Annotated in this window: 25 protein-coding genes; 15 read left to right on the top strand and 10 right to left on the bottom strand. The window is 51.4% G+C overall.

Annotated features, from left to right (window positions below; translation table 11 throughout):
• Nucleotides 1–7 precede the first annotated feature (7 nt).
• From pspF to VFA_RS05675, 7 genes are all read left to right on the top strand, one after another.
• On the top strand, nt 8–1036 hold the full coding sequence (pspF, locus tag VFA_RS05705; protein ID WP_004725516.1) for a phage shock protein operon transcriptional activator: 1029 nt from the start codon (nt 8–10) through the stop codon (nt 1034–1036).
• A gap of 136 nt (nt 1037–1172) precedes the next feature.
• A complete protein-coding gene (gene sapA / locus VFA_RS05700; protein ID WP_004725513.1) occupies nt 1173–2795 on the top strand; it encodes an ABC transporter substrate-binding protein SapA in 1623 nt (540 codons plus the stop codon).
• Nucleotides 2795–3757 (top strand): ABC transporter permease, encoded by a 963-nt coding sequence (locus VFA_RS05695; protein ID WP_004725511.1) that lies wholly within the window; start codon nt 2795–2797, stop codon nt 3755–3757. Before sapA ends, VFA_RS05695 begins: the two co-directional genes overlap by 1 nt.
• Nucleotides 3744–4631, top strand: coding sequence for an ABC transporter permease subunit (locus VFA_RS05690; RefSeq protein WP_004725509.1), 888 nt, complete (start codon nt 3744–3746; stop codon nt 4629–4631). Before VFA_RS05695 ends, VFA_RS05690 begins: the two co-directional genes overlap by 14 nt.
• Entirely contained in the window at nt 4631–5620 is a 990-nt protein-coding gene (locus VFA_RS05685; RefSeq protein WP_038151042.1) for a peptide ABC transporter ATP-binding protein, read from the top strand. Before VFA_RS05690 ends, VFA_RS05685 begins: the two co-directional genes overlap by 1 nt.
• Nucleotide 5621: 1 nt before the next feature.
• Complete coding sequence (locus VFA_RS05680; protein ID WP_004725505.1) at nt 5622–6410, top strand: peptide ABC transporter ATP-binding protein; 789 nt, start codon at nt 5622–5624, stop codon at nt 6408–6410.
• Nucleotides 6410–7177, top strand: a complete 768-nt coding sequence (locus VFA_RS05675; RefSeq protein WP_004725504.1) for a DUF2927 domain-containing protein — start codon at nt 6410–6412, stop codon at nt 7175–7177. The genes VFA_RS05680 and VFA_RS05675 overlap by 1 nt, the downstream gene beginning before the upstream one ends.
• Here VFA_RS05675 and VFA_RS05670 read toward each other — a convergent pair whose 3' ends face one another.
• Together VFA_RS05670 and VFA_RS05665 are read right to left on the bottom strand one after the other, a co-directional pair.
• Entirely contained in the window at nt 7178–7567 is a 390-nt protein-coding gene (locus VFA_RS05670) for a DUF2750 domain-containing protein (RefSeq protein WP_004725503.1), read from the bottom strand.
• Nucleotides 7568–7655: 88 nt separating this feature from the next.
• Nucleotides 7656–8561: a manganese-dependent inorganic pyrophosphatase gene (locus tag VFA_RS05665; RefSeq protein ID WP_004725500.1), complete on the bottom strand. Its 906-nt coding sequence runs from the start codon at nt 8559–8561 to the stop codon at nt 7656–7658.
• A gap of 182 nt (nt 8562–8743) precedes the next feature.
• Between VFA_RS05665 and VFA_RS05660 the strand changes: the two genes are divergently transcribed.
• Nucleotides 8744–9943: a putative manganese transporter gene (locus VFA_RS05660; RefSeq protein ID WP_004725499.1), complete on the top strand. Its 1200-nt coding sequence runs from the start codon at nt 8744–8746 to the stop codon at nt 9941–9943.
• A gap of 116 nt (nt 9944–10059) precedes the next feature.
• Here the strand turns inward: VFA_RS05660 and VFA_RS05655 are convergent, their stop codons facing one another.
• A complete protein-coding gene (locus tag VFA_RS05655; protein WP_004725497.1) occupies nt 10060–11799 on the bottom strand; it encodes a glycoside hydrolase family 36 protein in 1740 nt (579 codons plus the stop codon).
• Between the two features lie 207 nt (nt 11800–12006).
• On the opposite strand from VFA_RS05655, the gene VFA_RS05650 reads away from it, so the two are divergent.
• Nucleotides 12007–12771, top strand: coding sequence for a substrate-binding periplasmic protein (locus VFA_RS05650; RefSeq protein WP_232281686.1), 765 nt, complete (start codon nt 12007–12009; stop codon nt 12769–12771).
• A gap of 31 nt (nt 12772–12802) precedes the next feature.
• Here VFA_RS05650 and torA read toward each other — a convergent pair whose 3' ends face one another.
• Genes torA through torE form a run of 3 tightly spaced genes read right to left on the bottom strand, consistent with a single transcriptional unit; the run spans nt 12803 to nt 16699 of the window.
• Nucleotides 12803–15265, bottom strand: coding sequence for a trimethylamine-N-oxide reductase TorA (gene torA, locus VFA_RS05645; RefSeq protein ID WP_004725491.1), 2463 nt, complete (start codon nt 15263–15265; stop codon nt 12803–12805).
• A gap of 23 nt (nt 15266–15288) precedes the next feature.
• A complete protein-coding gene (gene torC / locus VFA_RS05640; protein WP_038151039.1) occupies nt 15289–16473 on the bottom strand; it encodes a pentaheme c-type cytochrome TorC in 1185 nt (394 codons plus the stop codon).
• A gap of 49 nt (nt 16474–16522) precedes the next feature.
• Nucleotides 16523–16699, bottom strand: a complete 177-nt coding sequence (gene torE, locus VFA_RS05635) for a trimethylamine N-oxide reductase system protein TorE (RefSeq protein WP_004725488.1) — start codon at nt 16697–16699, stop codon at nt 16523–16525.
• A gap of 418 nt (nt 16700–17117) precedes the next feature.
• On the opposite strand from torE, the gene VFA_RS05630 reads away from it, so the two are divergent.
• Entirely contained in the window at nt 17118–17918 is an 801-nt protein-coding gene (locus VFA_RS05630) for an ABC transporter permease (protein WP_004725486.1), read from the top strand.
• Between the two features lie 212 nt (nt 17919–18130).
• Here the strand turns inward: VFA_RS05630 and focA are convergent, their stop codons facing one another.
• On the bottom strand, nt 18131–18973 hold the full coding sequence (gene focA, locus VFA_RS05625) for a formate transporter FocA (RefSeq protein WP_004725484.1): 843 nt from the start codon (nt 18971–18973) through the stop codon (nt 18131–18133).
• Between the two features lie 405 nt (nt 18974–19378).
• Between focA and VFA_RS05620 the strand changes: the two genes are divergently transcribed.
• A complete protein-coding gene (locus tag VFA_RS05620; protein WP_004725482.1) occupies nt 19379–19612 on the top strand; it encodes a TIGR02647 family protein in 234 nt (77 codons plus the stop codon).
• Nucleotides 19613–19669: 57 nt separating this feature from the next.
• Here the strand turns inward: VFA_RS05620 and VFA_RS05615 are convergent, their stop codons facing one another.
• Nucleotides 19670–20098 carry a PACE efflux transporter gene (locus VFA_RS05615; RefSeq protein ID WP_004725480.1) on the bottom strand — a complete coding sequence of 143 codons (429 nt, stop codon included), beginning with the start codon at nt 20096–20098 and terminating at the stop codon, nt 19670–19672.
• An 85-nt stretch (nt 20099–20183) separates the two neighbouring features.
• On the opposite strand from VFA_RS05615, the gene VFA_RS05610 reads away from it, so the two are divergent.
• From VFA_RS05610 to VFA_RS05600, 3 genes are read left to right on the top strand one after another with little or no spacing between them, the layout of a single operon-like run.
• The gene (locus VFA_RS05610) at nt 20184–21074 is read left to right on the top strand and encodes a LysR family transcriptional regulator (RefSeq protein ID WP_004725479.1); all 891 of its coding nucleotides are present in this window, start codon (nt 20184–20186) and stop codon (nt 21072–21074) included.
• Nucleotides 21071–21901, top strand: a complete 831-nt coding sequence (locus VFA_RS05605) for an NAD(P)H-binding protein (RefSeq protein WP_004725478.1) — start codon at nt 21071–21073, stop codon at nt 21899–21901. Before VFA_RS05610 ends, VFA_RS05605 begins: the two co-directional genes overlap by 4 nt.
• Complete coding sequence (locus VFA_RS05600) at nt 21894–22526, top strand: YdcF family protein (RefSeq protein WP_038151407.1); 633 nt, start codon at nt 21894–21896, stop codon at nt 22524–22526. Before VFA_RS05605 ends, VFA_RS05600 begins: the two co-directional genes overlap by 8 nt.
• Before the next feature lie 110 nt (nt 22527–22636).
• Here VFA_RS05600 and VFA_RS05595 read toward each other — a convergent pair whose 3' ends face one another.
• Both VFA_RS05595 and aspS read right to left on the bottom strand, forming a co-directional pair.
• Nucleotides 22637–23215, bottom strand: coding sequence for a thymidine kinase (locus tag VFA_RS05595; protein ID WP_004725473.1), 579 nt, complete (start codon nt 23213–23215; stop codon nt 22637–22639).
• A gap of 129 nt (nt 23216–23344) precedes the next feature.
• Entirely contained in the window at nt 23345–25120 is a 1776-nt protein-coding gene (aspS, locus tag VFA_RS05590; protein WP_004725471.1) for an aspartate--tRNA ligase, read from the bottom strand.
• Nucleotides 25121–25441: 321 nt separating this feature from the next.
• Here aspS and VFA_RS05585 point away from each other — a divergent pair, with 321 nt between their 5' ends.
• Nucleotides 25442–26308, top strand: coding sequence for a DUF72 domain-containing protein (locus VFA_RS05585; protein WP_038151035.1), 867 nt, complete (start codon nt 25442–25444; stop codon nt 26306–26308).
• Nucleotide 26309 lies beyond the last annotated feature (1 nt).

The following is a 26309-nucleotide window of genomic DNA, read 5'->3' as shown; positions in this document are numbered from 1 at the left end:
ATGAAGCATGCAGCATAACTTGATTGGTGAATCCCCTGCGTTTCTGGCTGTTTTGGATAAAGTGTCGCGCCTCGCGCCCATTGAGCGTCCGGTGCTGGTGATGGGTGAACGGGGCACCGGCAAAGAGTTGATTGCCCAACGGCTGCACTATTTATCCAAGCGCTGGGACCAACCGCTGGTGGCGCTGAACTGCTCAACACTGAGCGAAGGGTTGATTGATTCTGAACTTTTTGGTCACGAGTCTGGCGCATTTACTGGATCAAAAGGTCGCCATCAAGGGCGTTTTGAACGTGCTGAAGGCGGCACCCTGTTTCTTGATGAGCTGGCGACCGCGCCATTCGCCGTGCAGGAAAAATTATTGCGGGTGATCGAATATGGCCAATACGAGCGCGTGGGCGGATCGCAGGTGCTAAGCGCCAACGTACGCTTGGTGTGTGCCACTAATGCCGATCTCCCCCAACTGGCGCAGCGCGGTGAGTTTCGTGCCGATTTGCTCGATCGCTTGGCGTTTGATGTCATTCATTTACCGCCGCTACGTGAACGCCGCGACGACATTGTGCTGCTGGCCGAGTACTTTGCCATTCGCATGTGCCGCGAATTGTCGCTGCCCATGTTTGTGGGATTCACCGACCACGCGGTTCAATCCCTACTCGACTACCCTTGGCCGGGGAATGTGCGTGAGCTGAAAAATGTCATTGAACGTGCGGTGTACCAACATGGCGCAAGCGACGATCCCATTGAACAGCTGGTGTTTGACCCTTTTGGTCGCCCCACACTTTCCGAATCAACAATGCACCCTCAAACCCAAGATGCTCTTGATTCGAGCGCCGAGCCCAACGTAACTCGTTCGGCACAATTCACTTTACCGATGGACTACAAACAGTGGCAGGAAGATCAAGATAAGGCGCTGTTGAATCATGCGCTTAAATGCGCCAAGTTTAATCAAAGGCAAGCCGCACAGCTGCTGGGATTGAGCTATCATCAATTTCGAGGCATGGTCAGAAAATATGACTTGCTGAGCGATCTGTCGGAGTAAGCGCAGCTTCCTTGGCGATTTAGCTAGACAGATCAACCTTTTCACTTGGTTTCAAACGTCAAAGAATGGTAAATTAGCGGGATTTTGAGGCACAAATGCGCTGAATTTTGCCTCGTTTCTCACACTCATTTTCAATATGAAAACTTTATTACGACTCACGCTGGGATTATGCGGCCTCAGCCTGCTTGCAGGTTGTGGAGAGAAAATCGACCATAGCAAAATTCGCCAGAGCGGATTCGTCTACTGCGGTCAGGGAAGCCCGAGTACATTCAACCCGCAACTCGTTGATAGCGGTATCACTTCTGAAGCACTTAGCCCACAGATTTACGACACGCTGCTTAAACTCGACCCTGAAACCCATTTGCCGATCGCCAACCTGGCCACCGAATGGACCGTCAACAGTAGCGGCACCGAATACGTTTTCAAACTGCGTCCGGGTGTTCAGTTCCAAACCACGCAATGGTTTACCCCAACACGAACGCTGAATGCCGAAGATGTGGTGTTTAGCTTTCGCCGCATCATTGATACCACCAATCCTTATCATTACGTCGGCCACGGCACCTACCCTTGGTTTGTGGGCATCGATTTCTCTAATCTGTTGATTGATGTAATTGCACTAGACGATCACACCGTAAAATTTACGCTCAGTCGCGCCGACAACAGTTTCTTATCCAATATTTCCACCACGCATGCCGTCATCCTATCTGCTGAATACGCACAGCAACTCGCCCTGCGTGATGAAAAATCGTTGATCGATAGTCACCCGGTTGGTACTGGCCCGTTTTATTTGGATGAATATCAGATTCACGATTTAGTGCGCCTGCGTCGCCATAACGGATACTGGAATGGCCCGGCCAAAATGGAACAGGTGGTGTTTGATATTTCTCAACGCGGCACCGGTACCTTGGCCAAATTGCTACGCAATGAGTGTGACGTGTTGAGTTCACCAATTTCGAGCCAAATTCCAATCATCGAAAAGCAATCCAACATCGTGTTGAATTCAAAACCGGCCATGAACGTGGCCTTTATTGCGGTCAACACCTCTCATCCGGCCTTGAACGACGTGCGTGTGCGCAAAGCGCTGAACTTTGCGATCAACCGCCAAAACATCCTTGATTCGGTGTACTACGGAACGGGCAGCATGGCGTACAACATTCTTCCTCCGACGTCGTGGGCCTATCAAAAAGACAACGTGCAAGTCCGTTACGATCGCAATTACGCCATTGCGCTGCTGCGTGATGCCGGGGTTGAGTCTGGGCTAGAACTGACCATGTCGGTGCCGCTGGAGCCGCGCGCCTACAATCCAAGCCCACGCAAAACCGCCGAACTGATTCAATCCAACTTGGCCGATATTGGTGTGACGCTGCATTTAATCCCGGAAGATCGTCTCGACCGTACTGAGCTCTCTGAGCGTTCGTATGTCGATCTGTTCCTGACGGGCTGGACTGGCGTCACGGGCGACCCTGACAACTTCCTGCGCCCCTTGCTGTCGTGTGATGCCAATCGCGCCGGGCTGAACGTGGCCATGTGGTGCAACAGCGACTTTGACTTCTTACTCGATTTAGCGCTGGAAGTGGAACGACCGCGCTATCGCCTCAACCTCTACAAACAGGCGCAAAATATTCTGAATCAGGAGTTTCCTGTGATTCCTTTGGCTCACGGTATGCAGTTTAAAGCGTACAACAAAACGCTCACGGGCTTTCGTCTCAGCCCTTTCAACGTCGAACCATTCAATCATGTTGAGAGGGTTACGGAATAATGTTCAACTACACAGTCCGCCGCTTTAACCTCTTTGTCATTACCTTGCTGATCCTGACGCTGGTTGGCTACAGCTTGCTGCGGCTTGATCCCCAATCGCCGTGGGCCATTGCCGATTTTTGGTCGGGTTGGTCAGAGTACATCTCTGAATTGCTGCAACTGAACTTTGGCGTCAACAAAAGTGGCGTGCCGATTATAGAAGAACTGGCATTGGTGTTTCCCGCCACATTGGAACTCTGTTTAATCGCCTTCATTCTGTCGCTGTTGGTGGGGATTCCTATCGGCACGATTGCTGGCATGAAGCAAGGGAAATGGCTCGACACCCTCATCTCGTTCACATCGATGTCTGGGTATTCTGCGCCGCTGTTTTGGGTCGCCCTGATGCTCATCATGGTGTTCTCGCTGCAATATGAAATGCTGCCGGTTGCAGGGCGTTATGACCTGCTTTACCAAGTCGAACACGTGACGGGCTTTGCGGTAATCGATGCGTTTTTGGCCAAAGGTGCCTATCGCAACTACGCGCTGCAAAGCGTAATTGAGCATATGATTCTGCCATGTTTGGTGCTGGCACTGGCCCCGACGACACAGGTCATTCGACTGATGCGCTCGTCCGTTGCCGACATCATGAGCCAAAACTACATTCGCGCAGCGCGGATCAAAGGTTTGTCTTACTACCAAATCGTGATTCAGCATGTGCTGCGCAACGCGATTCCCCCCATCATTCCAAAATTCGGCGTTCAGCTATCGAGCATGCTCACGCTGGCGATCATCACCGAGTCGATTTTTAACTGGCCGGGCATCGGCCGCTGGTTGTTGGATGCCTTGTCAAACCGCGATTATGTTTCGATTCAAGCTGGCGTGATTGCCGTCGGCGCTTTGGTGCTGACCGCAAATATTCTCTCAGATCTGATTGGCGCGATGATCAACCCGCTGGTAAGGAAGGAATGGTATGCTAACAAATAGCGTGTATCAGGAAGAGCATATCCCGACTCAGTTCGAGCGCTTCTGGCGCAGCTATAAAGCGAACAATTTGGCGATGTTTGGCCTGTGGTGCTTGGTGTTGATTGTCATCGTCACCCTGACGTCGTACTGGATTACGCCGCACGATCCACACATGCAATCGGGCGAGTTACTGATCCCGCCCTCATGGGATCCTGCCGGCACCGTTGAATACTTCCTCGGCACCGATGATTTAGGCCGCGATATTTTGTCGCGCTTGATTGATGGCTCGCGTCTCACCTTTGGTGCGGCGGTCATCATTACCCTCATCGCCACCGTGATTGGCTGTGGCATCGGCATTTTGGCAGGCATGACGCGCGGTTTGCTGTCGAGCACATTGAACCACCTGCTGGATACCGTGATGTCGATTCCGTCGCTGCTGCTGGCGATCATCTTCGTCGCTTTCCTTGGCTTTGGTGAATTCAATATTCTGCTCGCCATTTGCTTGGCCTTGATCCCGCGATTCATCCGTTCGCTCTACATTGCCGTACATAATGAAGTAGAGAAAGATTACGTGATGGCCGCACGCCTCGATGGTGCCAATGATTCGTATCTGTTGTGGCACTCCATTTTGCCCAACGTGCTGCCCGTGATTGCCGCAGACATCACCATGGCGTTGTCGATTGCGATTTTAGACATCACGGCGCTGGGCTTTTTGGGTTTGGGCGCGCAAGCCCCAAGCACCGAATGGGGCGCGATTCTGGGCGATTCCGTCGAGCTGATTTATCTGGCCCCTTGGACGGTCACACTGCCGGGGATTGCGATTATGTACACCGTGGTCATGATTAACTTGGTGGGCGAAGGCGTCCGTCAAGCACTGAATGCAGGAGTCGAATGATGCCGTTACTTGATATTCGTCACCTCACGATTGAGATAGATACACCGCAAGGTCTTGTGAAAGCGGTTGACCGCATGAGCATGACCATGAACGAAGGGGAAATCCGTGGCTTGGTGGGTGAATCCGGCTCGGGTAAAAGTTTGGTGGCCAAAGCCATCGTTGGCGTGGGCAAAGAGAACTGGCGCATCACTGCCGACCGCATGCGCCTTGGCAATATTGATTTGCTGCAACTCACGCCTCGGGAACGCCGCCGCGTGATTGCGCGCGACATTGCCATGATTTTCCAAGAACCATCCACCTGTCTTGACCCGTCAGAAGAGGTGGGCAAACAGCTCATCGAGTCGATTCCATCTCGTACCTTTGAAGGCCGTTGGTGGGAGCGATTTACTTGGCGTAAACGTCAAGCCATCGCCCTGCTGCATAAAGTCGGCATTAAAGATCACCGCCGTGTGATGGGCAGTTATCCGTACGAACTGACGGATGGTGAGTGTCAAAAAATCATGATTGCGATGGCCATTGCGGCCAAGCCAAAACTCTTGATTGCCGATGAACCAACCAACGACCTTGATCCCATCACGCAGTCGCAGATTTTACGTTTGCTGAGCCGCATGAATCAGGTCAACAATACCTCGATTCTGCTGATCGGGCACGACTTGACCACCATCACGCAGTGGGCGAACCGCATCACCGTGATGTATTGCGGTCAATCGGTGGAATCAGCCGACACGCAAAAGATCATGGCCGAACCCAAACACCCGTATACGGTTGCACTGCTACGCGCCATGCCTGACTTCAGCGACTGGATTCCCCACAAAGAGAAATTGCAATCGCTGCCCGGCTCCATTCCCCCGCTGCAACACTTACCCATTGGTTGCCGTTTGGGCCCACGTTGCCCGTACGCACAGCGTCAATGTGTTGAAGTGCCGCACACGCGCTGGGTGAAAAACCACAAGTTTGCTTGCCACTTTCCGTTGAACATGGAGCCGTAACATGAGTGATTCACTGTTAGAAGTCAGTAATTTATCCAAAGACTTCGTTACCCGCTCCGGCATCTTCCGCAAGAGAGTGCATCACGCCGTCAAACCGGTGAGCTTCACGTTGGATGCGGGGCAAACCATCGGCTTTATCGGCCAGAACGGTTCCGGGAAATCGACACTGGCGCGCATGTTGGCTGGCGTGGTGGAACCGTCCAGCGGCGAAATCCGCGTGAACGGCGAGCTGTTAGAGCACGAAGATTACTCAACGCGCTGTAAATTGATTCGCATGATTTTCCAAGATCCCAACACCTCGCTGAATCCGCGCATTCAGATCGGTCGAATTCTGGAAGGTCCGTTGAAGCGAAACACCAACATGACACCCGAAGCGCGCATGAAGCGAGTCAAAGATACGCTGCTACGTGTCGGCTTGCTGCCGGAGCATGCGTATTTCTACCCACAAATGCTGGCAACTGGCCAAAAGCAGCGTGTCTGCTTGGCGCGCGCACTGATCCTGCAACCGTCCATCATCGTCGCGGATGAAGCGCTCAATGGTTTGGACATGGCGATGCGCTCGCAAATCATCAACCTGTTTCTAGAACTGCAAGAAGAGATGGGCGTGTCGTTTATCTATGTGTCGCAACACATTGGGGTCATCAAACACATTACCGACAAAGTGATGGTGATGCATGAAGGCGAAGTGGTGGAATTTGGTGACACGCTTGAAGTCCTTTCCGAGCCGCAGCACCCCATCACACAACGGATGGTGGAAAGCCACTTCAACAAGGCGCCGTGCTTTAAGTAATGCGTATTTGGCCGGTTGTGACTGCCCTGCTCTTTTCGCCGCTGGCCTGGAGTGCCAATACGTGGGAAGACCCAGCATTCATTGAACAGGCGTTTGTTCAGGTCGCGCTGCGCAACGAATACGCTGCGGGCGCTAAACCGCTGGTGAAATGGCATCAACCCATCAAAGTCTGGTTCGAACACGAAGTGGCCGATCGCGATCTGCATGAAGCGTTGGCCCTAGCGCAGCTCAAACATTTGGCTTGGGTGACGGGTCATTCCATCACCCAAGTCGCCCATCGTCGGGACGCCAATCTGATTTGGGTCTTCACTCAGCAATCCCATTGGAAAAATGATGTGCAGCGTGAAATGGGCGCTGCTGCGGCCAAGCACATCTATGGCGCCGTGTGCTTAGGGAATTATCGGACGCGCAACGACACACATGAGATTGTTTCGGCGGCGGTGGTGATTCCCGCCGATCAAGCGCGTAGCCACGGTAAATTGCTGGCGTGCGTGGTGGAAGAAGTCACTCAAGTGATGGGGCTGCCGAACGATTCAGAGCAAGCTTACCCCTCGATTTTTAACGATAAAACTCCGGACTCTCTGCTGTCGCCACTCGACGTGATTCTACTCAAACTGTTGTATGAACCGGCACTCAAACCCGGCATGAGCGAGCAGCAAGTTCGCCCGATTCTTCGAACACTGATTCAACGCTATAAAAAAGACGGCGTGCTTGCGCAGGCCGTCCAGATATCACATTCGTCAGATTTGTATGACTGGCTGCCGTAATTAACGGCGAGCGTTTTGCTTGTTCAGTTCAAAATCAAACTCATCAGGGAACAGCACCACGCCTTCTTCATTGTCGTTTGGAAACACCACCACCGACAGATCGTCTTGCTCCAGACCACTGGTCCAGCGGCTGCGCCATTTGTTGAGTGAAATCGCTTCCGCTTCACACTCCGCCCAGTCACCGGTTGCCCACGCTTCGGCAAACTCACGGTTTGGCCATACGGGGACGCAGTCATCATCTTCGGTGTTAAGCATCACACAACCGTGTTCATCTTTCAGAATCCACACCTGTTGATTGGCAACGATTTCTTTGATGCAGTACGTAAAGCGCTGCTCTTGGTCGTACTGATTAATGGTCGCGATTTGTTCCGCGCTCAATGCATTGGCCATGTTGGTCTCCAAATAAAAACGCTCACAGCAACAGGCTGCGAGCGTTCAAACCGTCAATTTACGTGGGCATGATACCCGAATTGAACAATTAAGCCAGTTCGCCCTGTAGCCAAGGCCAACCTTGTTTCTTACGGCTGAGGGTGTTTTCCATCATCAGCACACCATCGACACAGTGTTTTTCCAGTTTTTCAGCCCACTCGCCTTTAAACAATAGACGAGTTTGCGCCGTGGTGATGTCGGTCAGCATCAACGCCGCGAGCGCCAGTTGGTCAGCGTCGCAACGACGTTGCAGATCTGCGTCCAGCGCATCAATCATGTCGCTAACTTGATCCAGTGTTGCCAATTCAACTTGACCCACAACCAGCTCACGGCCGTTAAACGGATAAGCTTTCAGGTCTTTCTCGACCAGTTCAGCCGCACTCAAGCCTGCGATGTCAGTTTTTGCAATCAGCAGCGCGCGAATGAAACCATCCAGATCCGTCACACCCGCCAGCGGTGCCAACGCCGCCACGGCATCTTTATCTTTTTGGGTGCATGTTGGGGATGCAAAACCGACCGTGTCAGACAAAATCGCCGACATCATTAGGGTCGCCATTGGCTGGCTGATGGTGGCATTTTCCATCTTAAACAGGTTAAACAAAATGGTGCTGGTACAGCCAACAGGCCAGATCCACGCTTCCAATGGGTTCACCGTCATCACATCACCCAAACGGTGGTGATCGACAATGCCCAGAATTTCAGCGTCATTTAAGTCATCCGGTGCTTGCGCTAAATCGGTGTAATCCACCAACCACACTTGCTCACCCGCCACGCTGGTGCGCAGCTCTGGCTGTTCCACACCCGCCGCCGCTAGAATGTGTTGGGTTTCGCGGTTGATTTCACCTTGGCGAATCGCTTTTGCTTCCAAACCACGAGCTTTTAATAATTCAGCGGCAACCAACGCACTGCAAATACTGTCACTGTCCGGGTTTTTATGACCTACTACTAAAATCATTGTCTTTCCTATTCTTTTCCCGTTTTGAGGGCATCACTCACAAAGGCTGTCACTGTACGCAACTGAATGATTTGTGCATGGAGCTAAATCAAAAAAAGTCGATATTGGACGCAACTTACGCTATTGCGAATTAAACGCATTTGCATATAATGAGAATTATTCGCATTCTCGTGGTGGCCATTATGTTCTCAATCAAAATGCCTAACTTCTCCGCACTCTCCCAGCAGCTCATTCCGCTCCATTTGGGATACAAACGCTTGTTGCTGCCCGTTGCATTGATGATGCTGTTACTCAGCCACAACACGCGCGAACTCGCGGTGCAGACTTTATCTGATTCGTTCTGGGCCGTGTCCACTTATGTGGCCCTGACATTAGCCATTTATCACTATGTATCCCGTTGGGTGAATGGAACCAACCGCTTTGTGGTTGCCTTTCATCAATCACGTCAGGTGCAAGTGCTCATCGCTTCATTGCTCGGCGCTCTGCCCGGGTGTGGCGGCGCCATTGTCGTCACCACACAGTTTGTCAGCGGCAAAGTGGGCTTTGGGTCACTGGTCGCAGTGCTCACTGCCACCATGGGCGATGCGGCGTTTCTGCTGCTCGCCAGTCAGCCCTTAACCGGGCTGGGCGTTATCGGCGTCGGCATTGTGACCGGTTGCGTCACGGGGTTGGTTGTCAACGCGCTGCATCGGGATGATTTCATGCGACCCAAGCAAGAAAAGCTGCCGGAGTCGCTCTCGCATGCCCCCGAAACGCCGCTGGCGCAAACCGCGCTCAATCTGCAAGGCGCGTTCTGGAAATGGTTGCTTGTGCCCGCTTCTCTGGTCGCCTTTGCACAATCGTTCCAAATCGATATCAATGCGCAGCTGGGTTTTCCTGAGTTGACCATCGAATGGCTGGGCGCACTGCTGGCAGTGGTGAGTATGCTGCTGTGGGCGCTGACACGCGAACTCGACACCTACCAAGATGCCGTGAGTGAAGATTGCAAAACCCGCCAAGCGCATCCCCTACAAAAGGCCGCGCAAGACACCAACTTCGTCAGTGCTTGGGTCATTCTGGCATTTCTTGCGTTTGAATTGGCCCACCATTTCACCGGTTGGGAAGTGAGCCAAGAGTGGCAACATTGGGGTGTTTGGATGCCAGCAGTCGGCATTTTAGTGGGTATGTTGCCTGGCTGCGGCCCTCAAATTCTGATCACCAGTTTGTATCTGGCGGGCAGTGTGCCGCTGTCGACGCAGTTGTCGAATGCGATTTCCAACGACGGCGATGCACTCTTTCCCGCTATCGCACTCGCGCCCAAAGCTGCGCTTTTTGCCACGCTTTACACCGCCATTCCCGCCATTGTGGTCGGCTACGGCTATTACTGGTTATTTGAACTCTGAAACCGCCCCCAGCCAAGCTGGGGGATTTTCTCGCGCCTTAATTTTCTCTATACCTGATTTTCTCTAAACCTGATGTTCTCTAAACAAAGAAAAAGGGAGCCACGCTCCCTTTGCATTCAGCATGCGGTGACAATGGCTCGGCTGTGTAGTCCACTTGGCAGCGTCACCAGCAGGACTTGCGTCGCCTCATCACTCAGCGATTCGCCACTCCAAAAGTCATACCAATGCACAGGCTGACTGGCAATCAGCGTAAATTCATACGCATCCCCGCCAAAGTTAAACAAGCAATGCAGATCGTTCACTTCATTGAGTTTTAAGAACGTGCGATTGAGCGAGAGCGACGTCACTTTGGCCGTATCCTGCGTCTGCGTATGACGTGCAATCAGCTTTTGCAGGCTGGTTTTGGCAAATGCGGTGAGCTCTGGCAGTGGGTCACCGGACAACAGCAGACCGCCGGCGGAGAGTATGACGTTCCGATGAAACTCATAGGCATTCCGATCGGTCGCCTGATTAGGTAGAGACGTGAGCGTTAAGCAATCGGGATCAATTTGCCACAACTGGCGATGCTGCCAACTGCGGTAAAACGTTTCGCGGGCGATTTGATGGAACCGATGCGGATGACGCTCAACGTCATCCGAGACGCGCATCGCATCCACCAGCCCCAGCGACGGCCACATGGGGGCGTTACACCCCAAAATCCACGCCGTTTGTGCGCCGTCAATGATCGCCTGCATCCCCATACGATAGGCTTCTACGCCTGTGACGCCTGCCTGATACCGCTTACCTTTCAACGTTCCCCAGTAGTTGGCATCCAGCTTGAACAGCTCAATGCCCCACTCTTCTCGCATCGTGCGCACCACCTGCGTCAGGTGTTCTTGTACGTGCGGGTTGGAACCATCGAGAATATACCAAGGTGTGCAGCGCCAGCCGCCATAGGTCACGTCTTCAGCCTTCAACAGCGTGCCATCGGCATGACGCACAAACCATTCCGGATGATCGCGAAAAACCGTTGAATTCGGTTCAGCAATAAAAGGCGCCATCCAGATCGCGGGCTTTTTCCCGCGTTGGCGAATAGACGCTACCACTTGTTTCACACCGGCACTGAATTTAGTCGATGGCGTGAGCCAATCGCCCATAAACGCTTGATAGCCATCATCCAGCAGCACCCATTCCAATGCGTCCAACTCGCCTTGCATGGCGTCAACGTTGTCTCGAATGTGCTGCTCATTCACATCCGCATAATAGGCATACCACGAACACCATCCGACAGGCGCATCGGATTGACAATTCGGTCGCGGCGGATGATGCGCATGAATATCACGCACATAGTCACGGTAAAGCTGCGGCAGTGATTCGCCTTCCAACATGACGACCGATTCCAACCGATTCGATGCCCAGGATTGCGGTTCACTGCCTTCGCCATCAAGATACGCCGTCACGCCGTACTGTCCTTGGTGCGGTTCAATCTCAAAATACCCAGCAAAACGCTGACACGAGGTAAAGCCAAACAGCAGGTAGCCGTTGGCGTGTTCAATCACCAAATAGTTGTAAAAGCGTTTCGGCGCATCGGCGGCATAAATACGGTAGCTGAGGTTGTTGTCTGGGCAGCGGCCAACATCTTCGACTTGACTCACTGTGCCAGCCGTTTGCGCCAGCATTTGGAATCCGTCGCCTAAAATCTTGGCGTCCGATTCCACATCAAGCACCGTTTTGCACAGCGGGTAGCGAGCACTCAGCGGTGTGTTATGCAGGCCAATATACTCAAAGTGAAGCTCATTGCGATGCCGATGAACGCCCACATCCAGCGGCTGCAAAATCGCCACCTCACGTAAATTATCGAGTGTGAGTCGAGTCATATCATCCTCAAAATTCATGGTCTTTACCGATTGAGTATCGTGTGATTGGTCCACGCTATAAGTTATCAACGTCACGAAATACAAAAACGTTGGTTCGTTTGGCGAAAAAGCCAGCGGTGATTCTAGTCACAATCGACGATGCAAACTCGTCGAGGACTGAACAAATGAACTACACTCAGCGTCATATTCTCAGGCTAGGAATGTGTTTTGCGACCCCGATTTTGTTTTCTGCTCAGCGCGCTACTCTCATGTTCATCGTCTGCATGGTCAGCCCCCATCATTCATGCGGTGCAAGATGCGTGGCCACCGTATATCATTGATACATCTGATTATCCGGGCATTTCGGTTGAAATTGCTCAACAAGCTTATGCCAGCCAAGGTTATCAGTTAGAACTCGACATCAAGCCTTGGTCACGCGCATTAAAAGAGGTTCAACATGGTCGCGACCAGATTGTCATCGCGGCATGGTATTCAGCGCAACGCGAGCCTCAATTGCGCTTTTCCGATCCTTACCTCTACACAGAAATCCATTTGATCGCACGCAAAGACCAACAGGTCTATTTCGGCAACTTTGAAGATTTGAAAGACAAAACCGTCGGGATTGTCGAAAACTACGCGTATGACGATGATTTTATGGCCAGTCCATGGTTTAAGCGGGTGCCGTCGAGCGACCTTCTCTCCAGCATTCGCAAAGTTCACACCGGACGGGTCGATCTTTTTATTGAAGATGAACGTGTGGCGCGCTGGACCATGGCCGAAAATAATATTCCCCCCGAGGATTTCAACTATATTCAGCCACCAGTGTCTTTGAGCCCGTTGTACATCATGGTGGCCCGAGACAACCCCAACGCCCAAACGTATCTGGATGCGTTCAACCGCGGGCTGAAAACCATTCAAGCCAACGGTGCGTACTTAGCTATCTTGCATAAGTACGACACTGACGTGCCGAACAAGAAAAAGCCAGCTCACTGAGCTGGCTTTTATCATCAAGAATACGGCAACACTAGGCGACTTCGATCGGGCCACCGAAAGAGGTCACAGGCGGCACCTTACCAGTGAACTTCTCAAAGTCCACGATACAAGTATTGGCTGAGGTGGCCTGCGCCAACTCTGAGGTACCCAGATCAAGTGTCAACGTATTCGGGTCACCGTAAGTACAAATCGCGCCCTCTTTCTCAGACAGCGGACCGTACCACGCGCCCTCTTCAATGCGAATCACGCCACGTGGGTAGCTGTCTGACAATACCGCGCCCGCCAGTAGCTGACCGCGACCATTGAACACGCGCACCAAGTCACCGGCTTTGATGCCTTTGGCTTTGGCATCCATCGGGTTGATGTAAACCGGCTCACGACCTTGTACCGCATAAGTGGCACGGAACGCTTCGGATTCGCACATCTGTGAGTGCAGGCGTTTATCCGGGTGGCAAGATTGCAGCCAGAACGGATATTTGTCTGATCCCGGACCACCGTGTGAACGTTCAGTTTTCTCAAACCACATCGGGTGTTCCTGACAATGTTCGTAGCCGTAGCGACCAATCTTGCGAGAGGTGATTTCGATAAAACCAGACGGCGTACCCAAGGCGTTGATCTCTGGGTCTTTACGGAAATCGGCATGACGAACCCACGGTTTGCCTTCGCCAAATTCCAGCACGCTCTGTTCCCAGAACTCATCGAATTCGGGCATCTCAAACTTGCCTTCGTTGGCTTTTTTACAGTCATTGTAGAGCGAGCGTACCCACTGCATTTCGTCCATACCACGTGTAAATTCTTCATGGCGGCCGAAACGACGTGTCAGCTCCGTCATGATTTCAAAGTCGGTACGCGACTGGAACATCGGATCCACCAAACGGTGCATCGCAATCAAACCTTTGCCGGAATACGAACCATACGAGTCAATGTCGTTTCGCTCCCACTGCGTACAGGCTGGCAGTACGATGTCGGAGAAGCGACAAGTCGCCGTCCAGTTGAAATCAATCGTGACCACGGTTTCCAGCTTCTGGAACGCACGTTTCATCTTGTTGCGATCTTGGTGGTGATGCCACGGGTTGTTGCCCGAAATCACCATCATTTTGAAGCCAGGTAGCGTCACGGTGTTACCGTTGTGATTGATTTTCTTACCCGGTTCGAGAATCGCATCAATCCAGCGCGCGACCGGAATCGTGCGGCTGTAACCGTTGAAATTGGTGTTGTCCCATTTCGGTTTGGCGCCTTGATCCAAGTTGCGCGGGAAACCGCCCGGGCCTGCAAAACCGGTCGAAGGCACACCGATGCCCGAGTAATGGTGACCGTACGAAATGCCGCCGCCCGGCAGACCGATCTGACCGATCATTGCCGCCAAGACTGCACCCATCCAATACGGCTGTTCACCATGTTCCTGACGCTGAATACACCAGCCGAACAGCAACTGCGTGCGACCTTTCACTAACATACGAGCAAAATCGCGAATGGAATCTGGCGTCACGCCACAAATCTTCGCCGCCCATTCTGGCGTGCGTTCAATCTTATCTTTGGTGTTCCCCAACACGTATTGAATGAAGTCATCAAAACCCAGACAGTAAGTGTTGATGAACTTCTTGTCGTAGAGATCTTCGGTGTACAGCACATGCGCGACCGCCAACATAAACGCCACATCAGTCTGTGGGTTGATGTACAGGTGATCGTTTTGCAGGAAACGCTGCGTTTTATTCTTCACCGGATCGACAGAAACCACATTCACTTCGCCCTTGGCGATTTTCTCTTTCAGTTGATCGAGATAACCAAAGGATTGGTGCGTTTCGCAGTTCCAACCCACTTGCAGGTTTTTCACCGGGTCGTTCGCCCACAAAATGATGTTGTCGGAATGCTCAAGGATTTCCGTCCATGAGGTGCCTTGTGCGTACACTTCGGTCGAACCCAACACATACGGCATGATGGTTTGGCCGGCACCCGTCGAGTAGTCACCCACTTTGGTGATGTAGTTGCCGTGCATGCCTACCGCGCGCTGCATCATCGCCGTACAGTTGTGGAATGCGCCGGTTTGGTTCCAGCCGGTTTGACCTGCGTGCAGTGCCCAAGGGCCGTATTGCTTCTGTACACGTTCCAATTCGCGGTAGAACAGGTCAATCGCTTCATCCCACGTCACACGGATAAAACGGTTATTGCCGCGCGTTTCAGCGCTGTATTTATGCTTTTTCAGCCAATCAAGGCGCACCATGGGGTAACGCACGCGCGATGGGCTGTAGATAATACCTTTGATGCCGTTGAGCATCTCGGTCGGGTGTTTGTCGGTTTCCAGCGCTTGAATGGCCTGAACCTTGCCGCCGTAGATCTGGGCGCGAAACGCGCCCCAGTGTGAACCCGACACTTTCCAGGAACCGGTGGTTTCAGCGGCCTGAGCAGAAATCGGTGCCAGCAAGCTTGGGCCAATAATCGACGCCGCACTGGTGGTTGCCACACCTTTTAGAAAACTTCTTCGTGTAATCGCCATGGGTTGACTCCGTAAGACGCAGATTAATGGTGACCTTCAGCAAAATCTGAAGAGTGTTTTTGCAAGTACTTCAAAACCAGCGCTTCACTGTCGGTATCAAAGTTCACGAATGCCAGCATGCCGTCGAACATGCCCGGCCAAGTGTTGGCATCGAAGTGCGCTTCATCCGGTTGGGTGTGACATACCGAACAGTTGGTTTTGTATGCTTCACGCGCTTTTTCCCACACCGGTTGCACATCATTGAGCATCGCTTCTTTCTTCATCCACACTTTGGCGGTCACTTCTTCCCAAGGCAGTCCGGTCAGATCATCGACTTTCTTCTCGCCCACAGTCACAATCGCATCGGATTGCGCGGCGTCTTTCAGTAGTGAACCCACCGCGATATTCATACCGAAATCTTCCTGAATCACGCGGCCAAAGCCTTTCGCTTTACGCCAGCCCGAGATTTCGACTTGCATCATGTCGCCCTTCTCAGACAACACTTTGACTTGCGATGCTGGGTTGAGCAGCCCCGCTTCAACTTGGGCTTGCGCATCTTCATACAGTGGCAGATGACGCACGCTGACCAGCGTCTCGCCGCCAGCATAATCGGTGTTCGATGCCATGCCTTCCAGTTCACCAATCAGGCCACCAGAGCTGTCCATATTTTTCGGCAGGTTGTGCGCGATGCCTTTGTGACAATCGATACAGCTTTGATCTCGCTCGGCCGCTTGCTTCATCTGAATGCGCGCGGTTGGCGACATTTGTTCAAAGTCCATCGAGTCGTAGTTGTGACAGTTTTTACATTCGAGGGATTTGTTGGCGGAGAAGCGATCCCATTCATGCTTAGCTAGCTCAATGCGGCGCTCTTCGAATTTCTCAGGCGTACCCAGATCACCAAAGACTTGAGCAAACACCTCTTTCGAAGCCTGCATCTTGCGGGCGATTTTAGAGGTCCAGTCGTGCGGTACGTGACAATCCGGACAAGTGGCTCGCACGCCGGAATGGTTCTTCCAGTGCACGGTTTCTTGCAGCTCAACATACACGTTGTCGCGCATGGTATGGCAGCTAATGCAAAACTCTTCGGTGTTGGTGGCTTCCAGCGCGGTGTTGAACCCACCCCAGAAAATCACCCCAGCAATAAAACCACCCATGGTCAGTACACCCAAACTGATGTGTACTGCTGGTCGCGTCATGGTACGCCACATTTTTACGATTAAAGATTTCATGTTTCGTTCTCTTAAAATGTCGTTGAGCAGAGGGAAAAGTGAACGACCATTAGCCGTGCACGCCCGGAGGTCCGAAGACGAACATTTGAAGCATCCAAACGATGAATCCATATCCGCCGACAAACGCGACACTCAAAATCGGAAACAGAACGACAGTGATGAAGAGGAATGACTTCCACTCCAGAGAGCGTTTTTCACCGCCCTCAATTTTATTAACATCACGCATACAATTGCCCATTTAAATTGAAGGTATTTTGAACAACTGACAAATTGAGTCATCACCTGTTCGTTATTTATTGGGCAAAATGCTAAACCATAAAATTAGTAAGGTTCAATCGAATTACTGCGTTCAACCCTTGTTATTCAATAGTTTTTTGAGTTTGAACGGAGATGTGTTGAATTAAAAAATCGTGTTAAAGAATATGAACAGATATGAAAAAATAATATTGTTATTATCGCAGGGAAATACATCATGTTTTTTAACTTTCCGTATTCCAGAGCGACGTAAAATCATCAAAACCATTCTCTTTTCGACTTCAATTTTATTGAATTAGTTATTATTTTGTTTCAGTGATGTTTTAAAAACTTTCTGATAAACGTCCTCATTTCCTGCTAAATTAAGCAGAAAAACAGAGGAGAACAAAATGAACGGTGTGGTCGATATTTCGTGGTGGCAATTGGCGCTATTTAGCACCTTGCTCGCGATTCCGCTCGCGGTGAACGCCTACCACCAACTGGATATCGGCAAAGAGATGTTGTGGTCGATTGGACGCATGGCATTACAGCTACTTCTGGTGGGGATCTATCTGGAATACCTGTTCGAGCACAATAGCCTGTGGGTCAATTTGGCGTGGTTGATGGTCATGATTGGGGTGGGCGCCAGTTCAATTGTCTCCAAAGCCAAACTGCCCGTGACCATGCTCATCGGGCCGATTGTCATCGGGCTGGCAGTCGGGTTGTTTCCTCTGATTATTTTGCTGTGTGTGGCGGTGGTACAACCCACGCCTTGGTACAGCGCGCAATACATGATTCCGCTGGCAGGCATGCTGCTGGGCAACAGTCTCAGTGGCAACATCGTTGCGCTGCAAAATCTATTTACCGCATATCAAGAGCGGCGCGCGGAATACGAAGGCGCGTTATCATTAGGCGCATCTCCGATTTATGCATCACGCGGTTTTGTACGCAGCGCGCTGCGCAAAGCCAGTGCGCCGCTGCTGGCGTCGATGGCCGCAACCGGGTTGGTCACCCTCCCCGGCATGATGACTGGTCAAATTTTAGGCGGCACATCCCCCCTCATCGCGATCAAGTACCAATTACTGATCATGATCGCCATTTTCGTGATGCTGAATATTTCGCTCACTTTATCCGTGCATCTCACGCTACGCGTTGCATTGAGCAAAGAAGGACGAGTAAAAGTGCGCTTTACCGATGAAAACAGTGAATAAAATGCAAGGGGAACGGCTGCCACAACACGCGCCAACCCAGTGCAGATCACGCACAATCCTTGTGCAGCTTTTGCAACATAAATCATCCATTTAAGGTTACGCACCTGCTTTAAAACAAGTTATCCACAGAAAATGTGGATAACCGTAAAAAACAAAAAACGCCACAAAGTGGCGTTTTTCATTCATTTGATCATCAACTCGCGATTATCGCATCAGTCTTTCAAGTAGATCAGCCAGTACCACATACCGACAAACACCCCACCGCCGACGATGTTACCCAGCGTCACCGGAATCAGGTTGTTGACGAAGAACGTCATAAAGTTGAGGTCGGCATACTGTGCAATGTCAGCACCCGTCATTTGCCAGAACGCTTCCGGCGCAAAGTATTTAATGCCAATTGCCATAGGCACTTGGAACATGTTCGCAATACAGTGTTCAAAGCCGGACGACACAAACATCGCCACAGGCAGAATCATCACCATCACTTTGTCGGTCAGGGAACGCGCACTGAACGTCATCCAAACTGCCAGGCACACCAGAATGTTACACATCAGGCCCAAAGAAAACGCCTGAATAAAGGTGTGATGCAGTTTATGTTGGGAAATCGCCATCGCGTTCAGCCCCAGCAAACCGCCATCTTCCATGTATTGTTTGGTTGCCAGCATGATAATCACCAGCAGAATGGAGCCCGCCATGTTACCGAAGTAAACCACGATCCAGTTCTTAACCAACTGCATCCACGAGATTTTACCACTCGCTTTGGCCACCAGCGTTAACACGCTACTGGTAAACAGTTCACCACCGGTGATCACAACCAGAATCAGGCCTAAACTGAAAGCCAGTCCGCCCAGCAGCTTGGTCACGCCGTAAGGCATGTCCTGCGCGCCTGTGGTCACGACTGTATAGAAGACAAAAGCAATACCGATATGAATACCTGCGGAGATAGCGAGAAGGAACGATTTGTAGGCCGCTTTAGTCGCTTTGCCCACCCCCGTATCTGCAGCACGTTCAGCCATTTGCGGCGGCAATAAAGAGTCGAATTGGTTGAGGTTCATAGTTGTTACATTTTGATACATTCAGAAGAGTGGCGGATAATCGCCCGATTTCCTCTTTTATTCAAGGGCTATTTTGCATGTTTACTCAATTTGTTTTTATCGTGAGACCAATTAAATTTTTTCATAGCACCTCAGTTTCTTATTCATTCAAACTGACTTTGATAGAAATCAATTTATTACACTGATAAACAAGACAATTTAATTCACATTTTGCCAAACCCATTGCCACATATTTCGATATGACGATGATTCATATCATTGAGCAGACTGATTACAAAACTGACGAAATACCTGACGAAAAAAGCATCATAACAGTTCGATATAACACTTCTGTTTCGGAGTGATTGCGCGATCGAAATGACACGACTATGGTGAACCTAATTCAATCATTAAGAAGGGCTCACGATGAAATTTTCTCAACAGCATCTCGACGAACTGAACCTGTTACTTCAGTTTGATATCGGCAGTGCCGCGACAGGAATCAAAGTTCACACCGACGCCTCCGATGCGGCGCAAAGTGCCGCTCAGCGCTTGTTCGAGAAGCAGCTTTGTACTCAACCCGATGGTGGCTACCTCACCAACGAAGGAATTGCCATGGCCGAACAGGCCGATCGATTGTTGCGCGTGCTGAGCGCCTAACTATCTCATTACCTCACGAACGAACTGAAAGAGCGCCAATCGGCGCTCTTTTTGTGTCTACTGCATTTTGGTGGCAACCACCCAACGTTGATAAGGTTGAAGTTTGTCGTAACCCCAGTTGAACGCAATCGTATAGAAGAAGAAAAACGTCAGGAATCCGGCTTCCAGCAGCAGCGCGGTCGACCACGACACTTGCAAGAACCACGCAATCACAGGCACCGTGACAAACACCAAGCTACCTTCAAAGCCCACCGCATGCCACACTCGAATCTTTGCTTTGCGCTGCGTGCGATCAGCCCCAAACAGGCGGTCAAACCCCACGTTATAAAGGTAGTTCCAAACCACGGTAAAAAGACTCAACCCGATCCCAATCGCGGCCATGCTGCCGCCACTTTTCCCCGATAACAACGCGCCCAATGGCACGACAAATAGTAAAGCCATCAACTCAAAGCTGATGGCGTGAAATAAACGCTCTTGGTTAGACATGATTCGTCGCTCCGACTGTGGACACGACGTCATTTTCATCTAGTATTGCGATAGATATAAGTTAGATACCATCGGTAAAAGCGATATGTTTAGTATTGAGCAGCTTGAAGCGTTCATCGCCACCGCAGCGTGTGGCTCTTTTTCCAGCGCTGCACGTAAACTGGGCAAAGTGCAATCGGCCATCAGTCAACATGTGATGAATTTGGAGATCGATTGCAACAGCCAACTGTTTGAACGCCAAGGACGTTATCCGGTACTCACCCCTGCCGGGCATAAGCTACTGCCCTACGCCCAAGCGACGGTGCAGCAGCACAAGCGTCTGATCCAACAAGCCACGGGGCTGTCTTTGCAAGGCAGCCAGCAACTGACGTTGGCGCTCGATGAAGGCATTTTACTGTCGGGGCTCACCTCACTGCTGACTGCACTCGAAACCGAATTTCCCTTGATAGAGCTGGAATGCTTAAGTGCTTCGAGTAAAGACGTGATTGAAATGATTGAAAGTGGCCGTGCCACGTGCGGATTAATTTTCAGTGAGTTAGCGCTGCCTGAGACGATCGATTTTGAATCCATCGGTTCGATTAAGTTTGATGTCTACGTTTCGAGTCAACACGCCCTCGCCCAATCCGTCGCCCCGCACATCGACACACTGCGCCTGCACCGGCAATTGGCGGTTCGTTCGCGCAACTACACCGCCAGCAGTTTTCATCAGCCGCACAGTCCCGATGTGTGGTACGCTGACAACTACTATTTGTTGCTGGACTTAGCGATTCATGGTTTTGGTTGGTGCCTGCTTCCAACGCACCTTGCACAAGCGGAAATCGAGGTCGGTCGGCTGGTGCGTGTGCCGGTCGCTTTTGAGCAACTGGCTTGGTACACCAACGTCGATGTCATTCAACATCATCAATACGCTCAAGATTCCATTCATCAGCGCACTCGTGAACTGCTGCGCCAACTGTTTAAAGGACAATCACAATGACGCATATCGCCATCATCGGTGCTGGCTGGCTGGGTTTGCCACTGGCGAAACATCTTCAATCGCTTGGGTATCAGGTCAGTGCGAGCCGCACATCTCAACAAGGCGTTGACGAACTGACACAACACGGCATCCACGGGTTTATTTGCGATCTCAGTCAATCGGATCATTTAGCTGACATAATCGCGTCATTGGGTTGCGATACTGTGGTGGGTAGTTTCCCTCCGGGATTTCGACGCGGACAAGGGGCAGAATACGCCAAGCAGTGGCAAGACCTGGCCAATGCAGCCAAAGTCGCGCAGTGCAAAAAGTTGGTGATGGTCAGCTCAACCACCGTCTATCCAGACCGAGCAGAACCGATGAATGAAGCAAAAGCAACGCTTGCGCTGGCACTCTCTGAGCCAGATTTCTCAGCCAACGCAAAAGTGATGTTGCAAGCCGAGCAAAGCATCATAGACTCAGGGCTAGATTATGCGATTGTCCGCTGTAGCGGCCTGATTGGCCCAAGCCGTCACCCGGCTCGCTTTGCCGCCCGGTTAAAGCAAGTCAGTGCATTAGCACCAGCGAACATGTTGCATCTGACCGACGCTGTCGGCGCCGTGACCTTTGCCGTTGAACACCTGTCTCGGGAGGTGGTCAATGCCACGACGCCCAATACCGTGAGCAAAGCAGAATTTTATCAAGCCGCGTTGCAAGCCGCCGCTTCCAACGAGGCACTGCCGCCAGTGGTCCAGATTGCCGATAAACACATTGTCAGCGACAAATTGGTTCAGGCGGGATATCAGTTTCACTATTCACACACTCTGGAGGCCTTCAATGGCGATGAGTAAACATCTATATCAGCATCTCGAAACGCTTTGGCAATACATGCAAATGGGACATCAGCTGACCGCTGCCGATGTCATTTTCGTCCCGGGCAGCAACGATACCCGAGTCGCTGAAATCGCAGCCGCCGCCTATCACAAAGGCTTGGCGCCGCTGATTGTGTTCTCCGGCGGCCACGGTCGTTTTACCGATGGCATTTTTAAACACAGCGAAGCCGTCACCTTTGCCCAAGTGGCGAAAGATTGCGGCGTGCCTTCTGACGCTTTGTTACTCGAACCGCGTTCAACCAACAGCGGCGAGAACGTGCGCTTCACGCATGAACTGCTGCAGAAAAAAGGCATTCACCCTCGTAAAATCATTCTGGTGCAAAAACCGTACATGGAACGCCGCGCTTACGCGACCTTCATGAAGCAATGGCCTGACGCGATTGATTCGTTACAAGTCACTTCCATGGGCGGCACCTTCTTTGACTACCTGACTGAAGATTTGACGCTCGATTTCGTGCTCTACGCCATGATTGGCGATTTCGAACGCATTCAGCACTACCCCGAAAAAGGCTATCAAATTGAGCAGCCGATCCCGGAAGCGGTGATGCAAGCCTATCAGGCACTCAAACCGCTGGTTGCGTAAACCAAGTCACCCGCCATCGGTTCACTGGTTCAGAGATTCAGTGGTTCGGGGACCAAACGCAAAAAAGGATGGGTCACCCCATCCTTTTTATCGAGAAAGACAATGGCAGCTTAGCGCCCCAACGCTTCTTTATAATGCTGACGACACACCGACACGTATTTGTCGTTACCACCAATCGCCACTTGGTCACCTTCGGAAATCGCATTGCCATGCTCATCCGTGCGGATCACCATGTTGGCTTTGCGCCCACAATGACAAATGGTTTTCAGCTCAATCAGTTTATCTGCCCACGACAACAGGTATTTACTGCCTTCAAACAGCTCCCCCAAAAAGTCAGTGCGCAAACCGTAGCAGAGTACGGGAATATCGAGTTTATCCACCACTTCGGTCAGTTGATAAACTTGCTCTTTGGTCAGAAACTGACACTCATCCACCAACACACAATGACGTTTTTCGTTTTGATGCAGTTGCTTGATGGCATCAAACAGATTGGTGTCCGAGGTAAAGAGATGTGCATCCGCTTCTAAGCCGATTCGAGAACTCACTTTACCCACGCCAAAACGATCATCGATCGCCGCGGTGAAGATCACGGGCGTCATGCCGCGTTCTTGATAGTTAAACGATGATTGAAGCAGTGTGGTCGACTTACCCGCGTTCATTGCCGAGTAATAAAAATACATCTGAGCCAAAGTGCTGTTTCCTGTCTAAAACTAAAATTCGCGCAATGATAAGCAAACAGGCCGCATCACGGCCATCACTCGCTTCACATTTGCGCGATCATCAATAAAAAAGGGTGGCTAAGCCACCCTATCAAATGCTTATTCTGCTTTTTCTTTCGCCGCAGTCACGGCAATCGCCAGCTCATCCAGCGCAGCTGGGTTTGCAAGGCTCGGTGCATCAGTCAGGAGACACGCCGCTGCGGTTGTTTTAGGGAACGCGATCACATCACGGATGTTTTCGGTACCACACAGCAGCATCACCAAACGGTCCAAACCGAACGCCAGACCCGCATGTGGTGGCGTACCGAATTTCAGTGCATCCAACAGGAAGCCGAATTTCAGTTGTTGCTCTGCCGCATCAATGCCCAGCAGGTCGAATACCGCCGCTTGCATGGTTGCATCGTGAATACGTACCGAACCGCCGCCGACTTCGTAGCCGTTTAGAACCATGTCGTACGCGTTTGATAGCGCACCTTCTGGATTTGCTTTCAGCTCTTCCGGTGACATGTTCAGTGGTGACGTGAATGGGTGGTGCATTGCAGCCACATTGCCTTCGTCATCCGATTCAAACATTGGGAAATCAACCACCCACAGTGGTGCCCAAGTAGATTCGTTGGTGATGTTCAGCTCTTTACCCACTTTCAGACGCAGCGCGCCCAGTGCTTCAGAAACCACGTTGGCTTTGTCGGCACCGAACAGGATGATGTCGCCAGTTTGTGCGCCAGTGCGCTCAAGGATAGCCGACACGATCGTTTCGTTCAGGAATTTCGCTACTGGCGATTGAATACCTTCCATGCCTGCAGCTAGGTCGTTCACTTTCAACCATGCCAGACCTTTCGCGCCGTAAATCGCAACAAACGCCGTGTATTCATCAATTTGTTTACGAGACAGCGCCGCACCACCTGGTACGCGCAGTGCCGCAACACGGCCTTTTTCATCGTTCGCAGGGCCAGAGAAGACTTTGAAATCGACCTCTTTCAGCAGATCAGCCACATCCACCAGTTCCATCGGGTTACGAAGGTCTGGTTTGTCACTACCGAAACGACGCATCGCTTCGCTGTATGGCATAACAGGGAAATCGCCCAGATCCACGTTCAGCAGCTCAAGCCACATTTCGCGAATCATTTTTTCAGTCACAGCACGCACTTGATCCGCCGTCATGAATGACGTTTCGATATCGATCTGAGTGAATTCTGGTTGACGGTCAGCACGCAAATCTTCGTCGCGGAAACATTTAACGATTTGGTAGTAACGGTCAAAGCCTGACATCATCAGCAACTGTTTAAAGAGCTGAGGAGATTGTGGCAGCGCGTAGAATTTACCTTTGTGAACACGGCTTGGTACCAAGTAGTCACGTGCACCTTCTGGCGTTGCTTTAGTCAAAACTGGGGTTTCGATGTCGAGGAAACCGTTGGTATCTAGGAAACGGCGAACAAAGCTTGATGCTTTCGCGCGCAGTTTAATGCGATCGCTCATTTCAGGACGACGCAGGTCTAGGTAACGGTATTTCAGACGTTGCTCTTCCGAGTTCTTCTGGTTGAAGTCGAGTGGCAGAACGTCAGAACGGTTAATGATCTGTAGGCCTTTCGCCAAGACTTCGATTTCGCCTGTCGCCATGTCTTTGTTCACTTGGCTGTCAGGACGAGCGTGTACTTCGCCAGTCAGTTTGATACAGAATTCATTACGAAGCTGGTTTGCCACTTCAAAAACGTCTGCCATATCGGGATCAACAACCACCTGAACGACGCCTTCACGATCTCGCATATCAATGAAGATCAGTCCGCCTAAATCACGACGGCGGTTAACCCAACCGCAAAGCTCAACAGTTTGTCCTGCGAGGGACTTGTTCAGGTGACCACAATAATGGCTACGCATAATGAAATTCCCAATCTCTAATTAATCATCAAATTCTAAGCTGTGGATTCCTCGTTGAAGCCACAGCGCAAAGTTCCATTTATACGCTGAAAGGCGATCAAGATCGACCTTCCAGAATACAATTTGTTGTGTTTTATCAAGCGCCGCTGTTTTTTAGTACAATAATCCGCCAAATCAGCGATTAAAGCATCGACGCCCTGTAAAATTGGCGCTGATTATATACCCAAGTGTCGACGAAATGCGAGGTCACTTGGGTCAAGACGCAATCTGTCGTATCCTGCCCCATACCAGCCCAACCGCAACGGAATTTGAGCCATTACCATGAATGACCTTCCTCTTCGACTCGGACTGACGATGTGGTCGCACCCTGCTTGGCAGAGCGGCTTTTATGGCAGCGGCACGCAAGCGGCTGAACGTTTGGCGAAATACGCGCAGGTTTTTCATACCGTCGAAGGCAACACCACGTTTTATGCGTCCCCATCGCCGGCCACGGTACAGAACTGGAAAGCGGCCACCCACGATGCGTTCCGCTTTACCTTTAAACTGCCTAAAAGCATCACGCATCAGCACCTGCTGCTGGGGTGTCAGGATGAACTGAAAACCTTCATGACACTGATGGAACCGCTGCACGACCGGGTCGGAATGTGGACGATTCAATTGCCCGCAGCATTTGGCCCCGAGCACCTTGACCAGCTGAAAAAGTTTCGCCGTTATTTCCCGCGTGAATTTCCACTGGGCGTCGAAGTCCGTCATATGGCGTATTTTGCCAAAGGCGACGCTGAACGCGCGCTCAATCAATGGCTGATGGAAGAGCAAATTGACCGCATTATCATGGACAGTCGCCCCGTTTTTGCCGCCCCGCCATCTAACGAAGTCATCATCGATGCGCAAATGAAGAAGCCCAAAGTGCCCGTACATGCCATCGCGACCGCCAGCAAACCGATGATCCGATTCATCGGCCACCCGGAGCATGACGCAAACCTGCCCTTCTTTGCACCGTGGTTGCATAAGTTACCACAGTGGATCCGCGACGGAAAACAACCTTATGTGATGATTCACACGCCGGACAATCATTTTGCGCCAGAGCTTGCAGCGACACTTTATCATTCATTGCAGGCAGCCTTGACGCTGCCTGACTTGGCACCGTTTCCAGCGCAAGATGGCAACAACCAACTGGCGATGTTCTAAC

Origin of the sequence: Vibrio furnissii CIP 102972, assembly GCF_000176175.1 — a bacterium.
Classification (GTDB): domain Bacteria; phylum Pseudomonadota; class Gammaproteobacteria; order Enterobacterales; family Vibrionaceae; genus Vibrio; species Vibrio furnissii.
This window is presented reverse-complemented; position numbering and strand designations above follow the sequence as displayed.

What these genes read in the sequence shown, in the direction of transcription:
- pspF (WP_004725516.1), top strand. Translation starts at nt 8, where the DNA reads ATGCAGCATAACTTGATTGGTGAATCCCCTGCGTTTCTGGCTGTTTTG.
- sapA (WP_004725513.1), top strand. Translation starts at nt 1,173, where the DNA reads ATGAAAACTTTATTACGACTCACGCTGGGATTATGCGGCCTCAGCCTG.
- VFA_RS05695 (WP_004725511.1), top strand. Translation starts at nt 2,795, where the DNA reads ATGTTCAACTACACAGTCCGCCGCTTTAACCTCTTTGTCATTACCTTG.
- VFA_RS05690 (WP_004725509.1), top strand. Translation starts at nt 3,744, where the DNA reads ATGCTAACAAATAGCGTGTATCAGGAAGAGCATATCCCGACTCAGTTC.
- VFA_RS05685 (WP_038151042.1), top strand. Translation starts at nt 4,631, where the DNA reads ATGCCGTTACTTGATATTCGTCACCTCACGATTGAGATAGATACACCG.
- VFA_RS05680 (WP_004725505.1), top strand. Translation starts at nt 5,622, where the DNA reads ATGAGTGATTCACTGTTAGAAGTCAGTAATTTATCCAAAGACTTCGTT.
- VFA_RS05675 (WP_004725504.1), top strand. Translation starts at nt 6,410, where the DNA reads ATGCGTATTTGGCCGGTTGTGACTGCCCTGCTCTTTTCGCCGCTGGCC.
- VFA_RS05670 (WP_004725503.1), bottom strand. Translation starts at nt 7,567, where the DNA reads ATGGCCAATGCATTGAGCGCGGAACAAATCGCGACCATTAATCAGTAC.
- VFA_RS05665 (WP_004725500.1), bottom strand. Translation starts at nt 8,561, where the DNA reads ATGATTTTAGTAGTAGGTCATAAAAACCCGGACAGTGACAGTATTTGC.
- VFA_RS05660 (WP_004725499.1), top strand. Translation starts at nt 8,744, where the DNA reads ATGTTCTCAATCAAAATGCCTAACTTCTCCGCACTCTCCCAGCAGCTC.
- VFA_RS05655 (WP_004725497.1), bottom strand. Translation starts at nt 11,799, where the DNA reads ATGACTCGACTCACACTCGATAATTTACGTGAGGTGGCGATTTTGCAG.
- torA (WP_004725491.1), bottom strand. Translation starts at nt 15,265, where the DNA reads ATGGCGATTACACGAAGAAGTTTTCTAAAAGGTGTGGCAACCACCAGT.
- torC (WP_038151039.1), bottom strand. Translation starts at nt 16,473, where the DNA reads ATGAAATCTTTAATCGTAAAAATGTGGCGTACCATGACGCGACCAGCA.
- torE (WP_004725488.1), bottom strand. Translation starts at nt 16,699, where the DNA reads ATGCGTGATGTTAATAAAATTGAGGGCGGTGAAAAACGCTCTCTGGAG.
- VFA_RS05630 (WP_004725486.1), top strand. Translation starts at nt 17,118, where the DNA reads ATGAACGGTGTGGTCGATATTTCGTGGTGGCAATTGGCGCTATTTAGC.
- focA (WP_004725484.1), bottom strand. Translation starts at nt 18,973, where the DNA reads ATGAACCTCAACCAATTCGACTCTTTATTGCCGCCGCAAATGGCTGAA.
- VFA_RS05620 (WP_004725482.1), top strand. Translation starts at nt 19,379, where the DNA reads ATGAAATTTTCTCAACAGCATCTCGACGAACTGAACCTGTTACTTCAG.
- VFA_RS05615 (WP_004725480.1), bottom strand. Translation starts at nt 20,098, where the DNA reads ATGTCTAACCAAGAGCGTTTATTTCACGCCATCAGCTTTGAGTTGATG.
- VFA_RS05610 (WP_004725479.1), top strand. Translation starts at nt 20,184, where the DNA reads ATGTTTAGTATTGAGCAGCTTGAAGCGTTCATCGCCACCGCAGCGTGT.
- VFA_RS05605 (WP_004725478.1), top strand. Translation starts at nt 21,071, where the DNA reads ATGACGCATATCGCCATCATCGGTGCTGGCTGGCTGGGTTTGCCACTG.
- VFA_RS05600 (WP_038151407.1), top strand. Translation starts at nt 21,894, where the DNA reads ATGAGTAAACATCTATATCAGCATCTCGAAACGCTTTGGCAATACATG.
- aspS (WP_004725471.1), bottom strand. Translation starts at nt 25,120, where the DNA reads ATGCGTAGCCATTATTGTGGTCACCTGAACAAGTCCCTCGCAGGACAA.
- VFA_RS05585 (WP_038151035.1), top strand. Translation starts at nt 25,442, where the DNA reads ATGAATGACCTTCCTCTTCGACTCGGACTGACGATGTGGTCGCACCCT.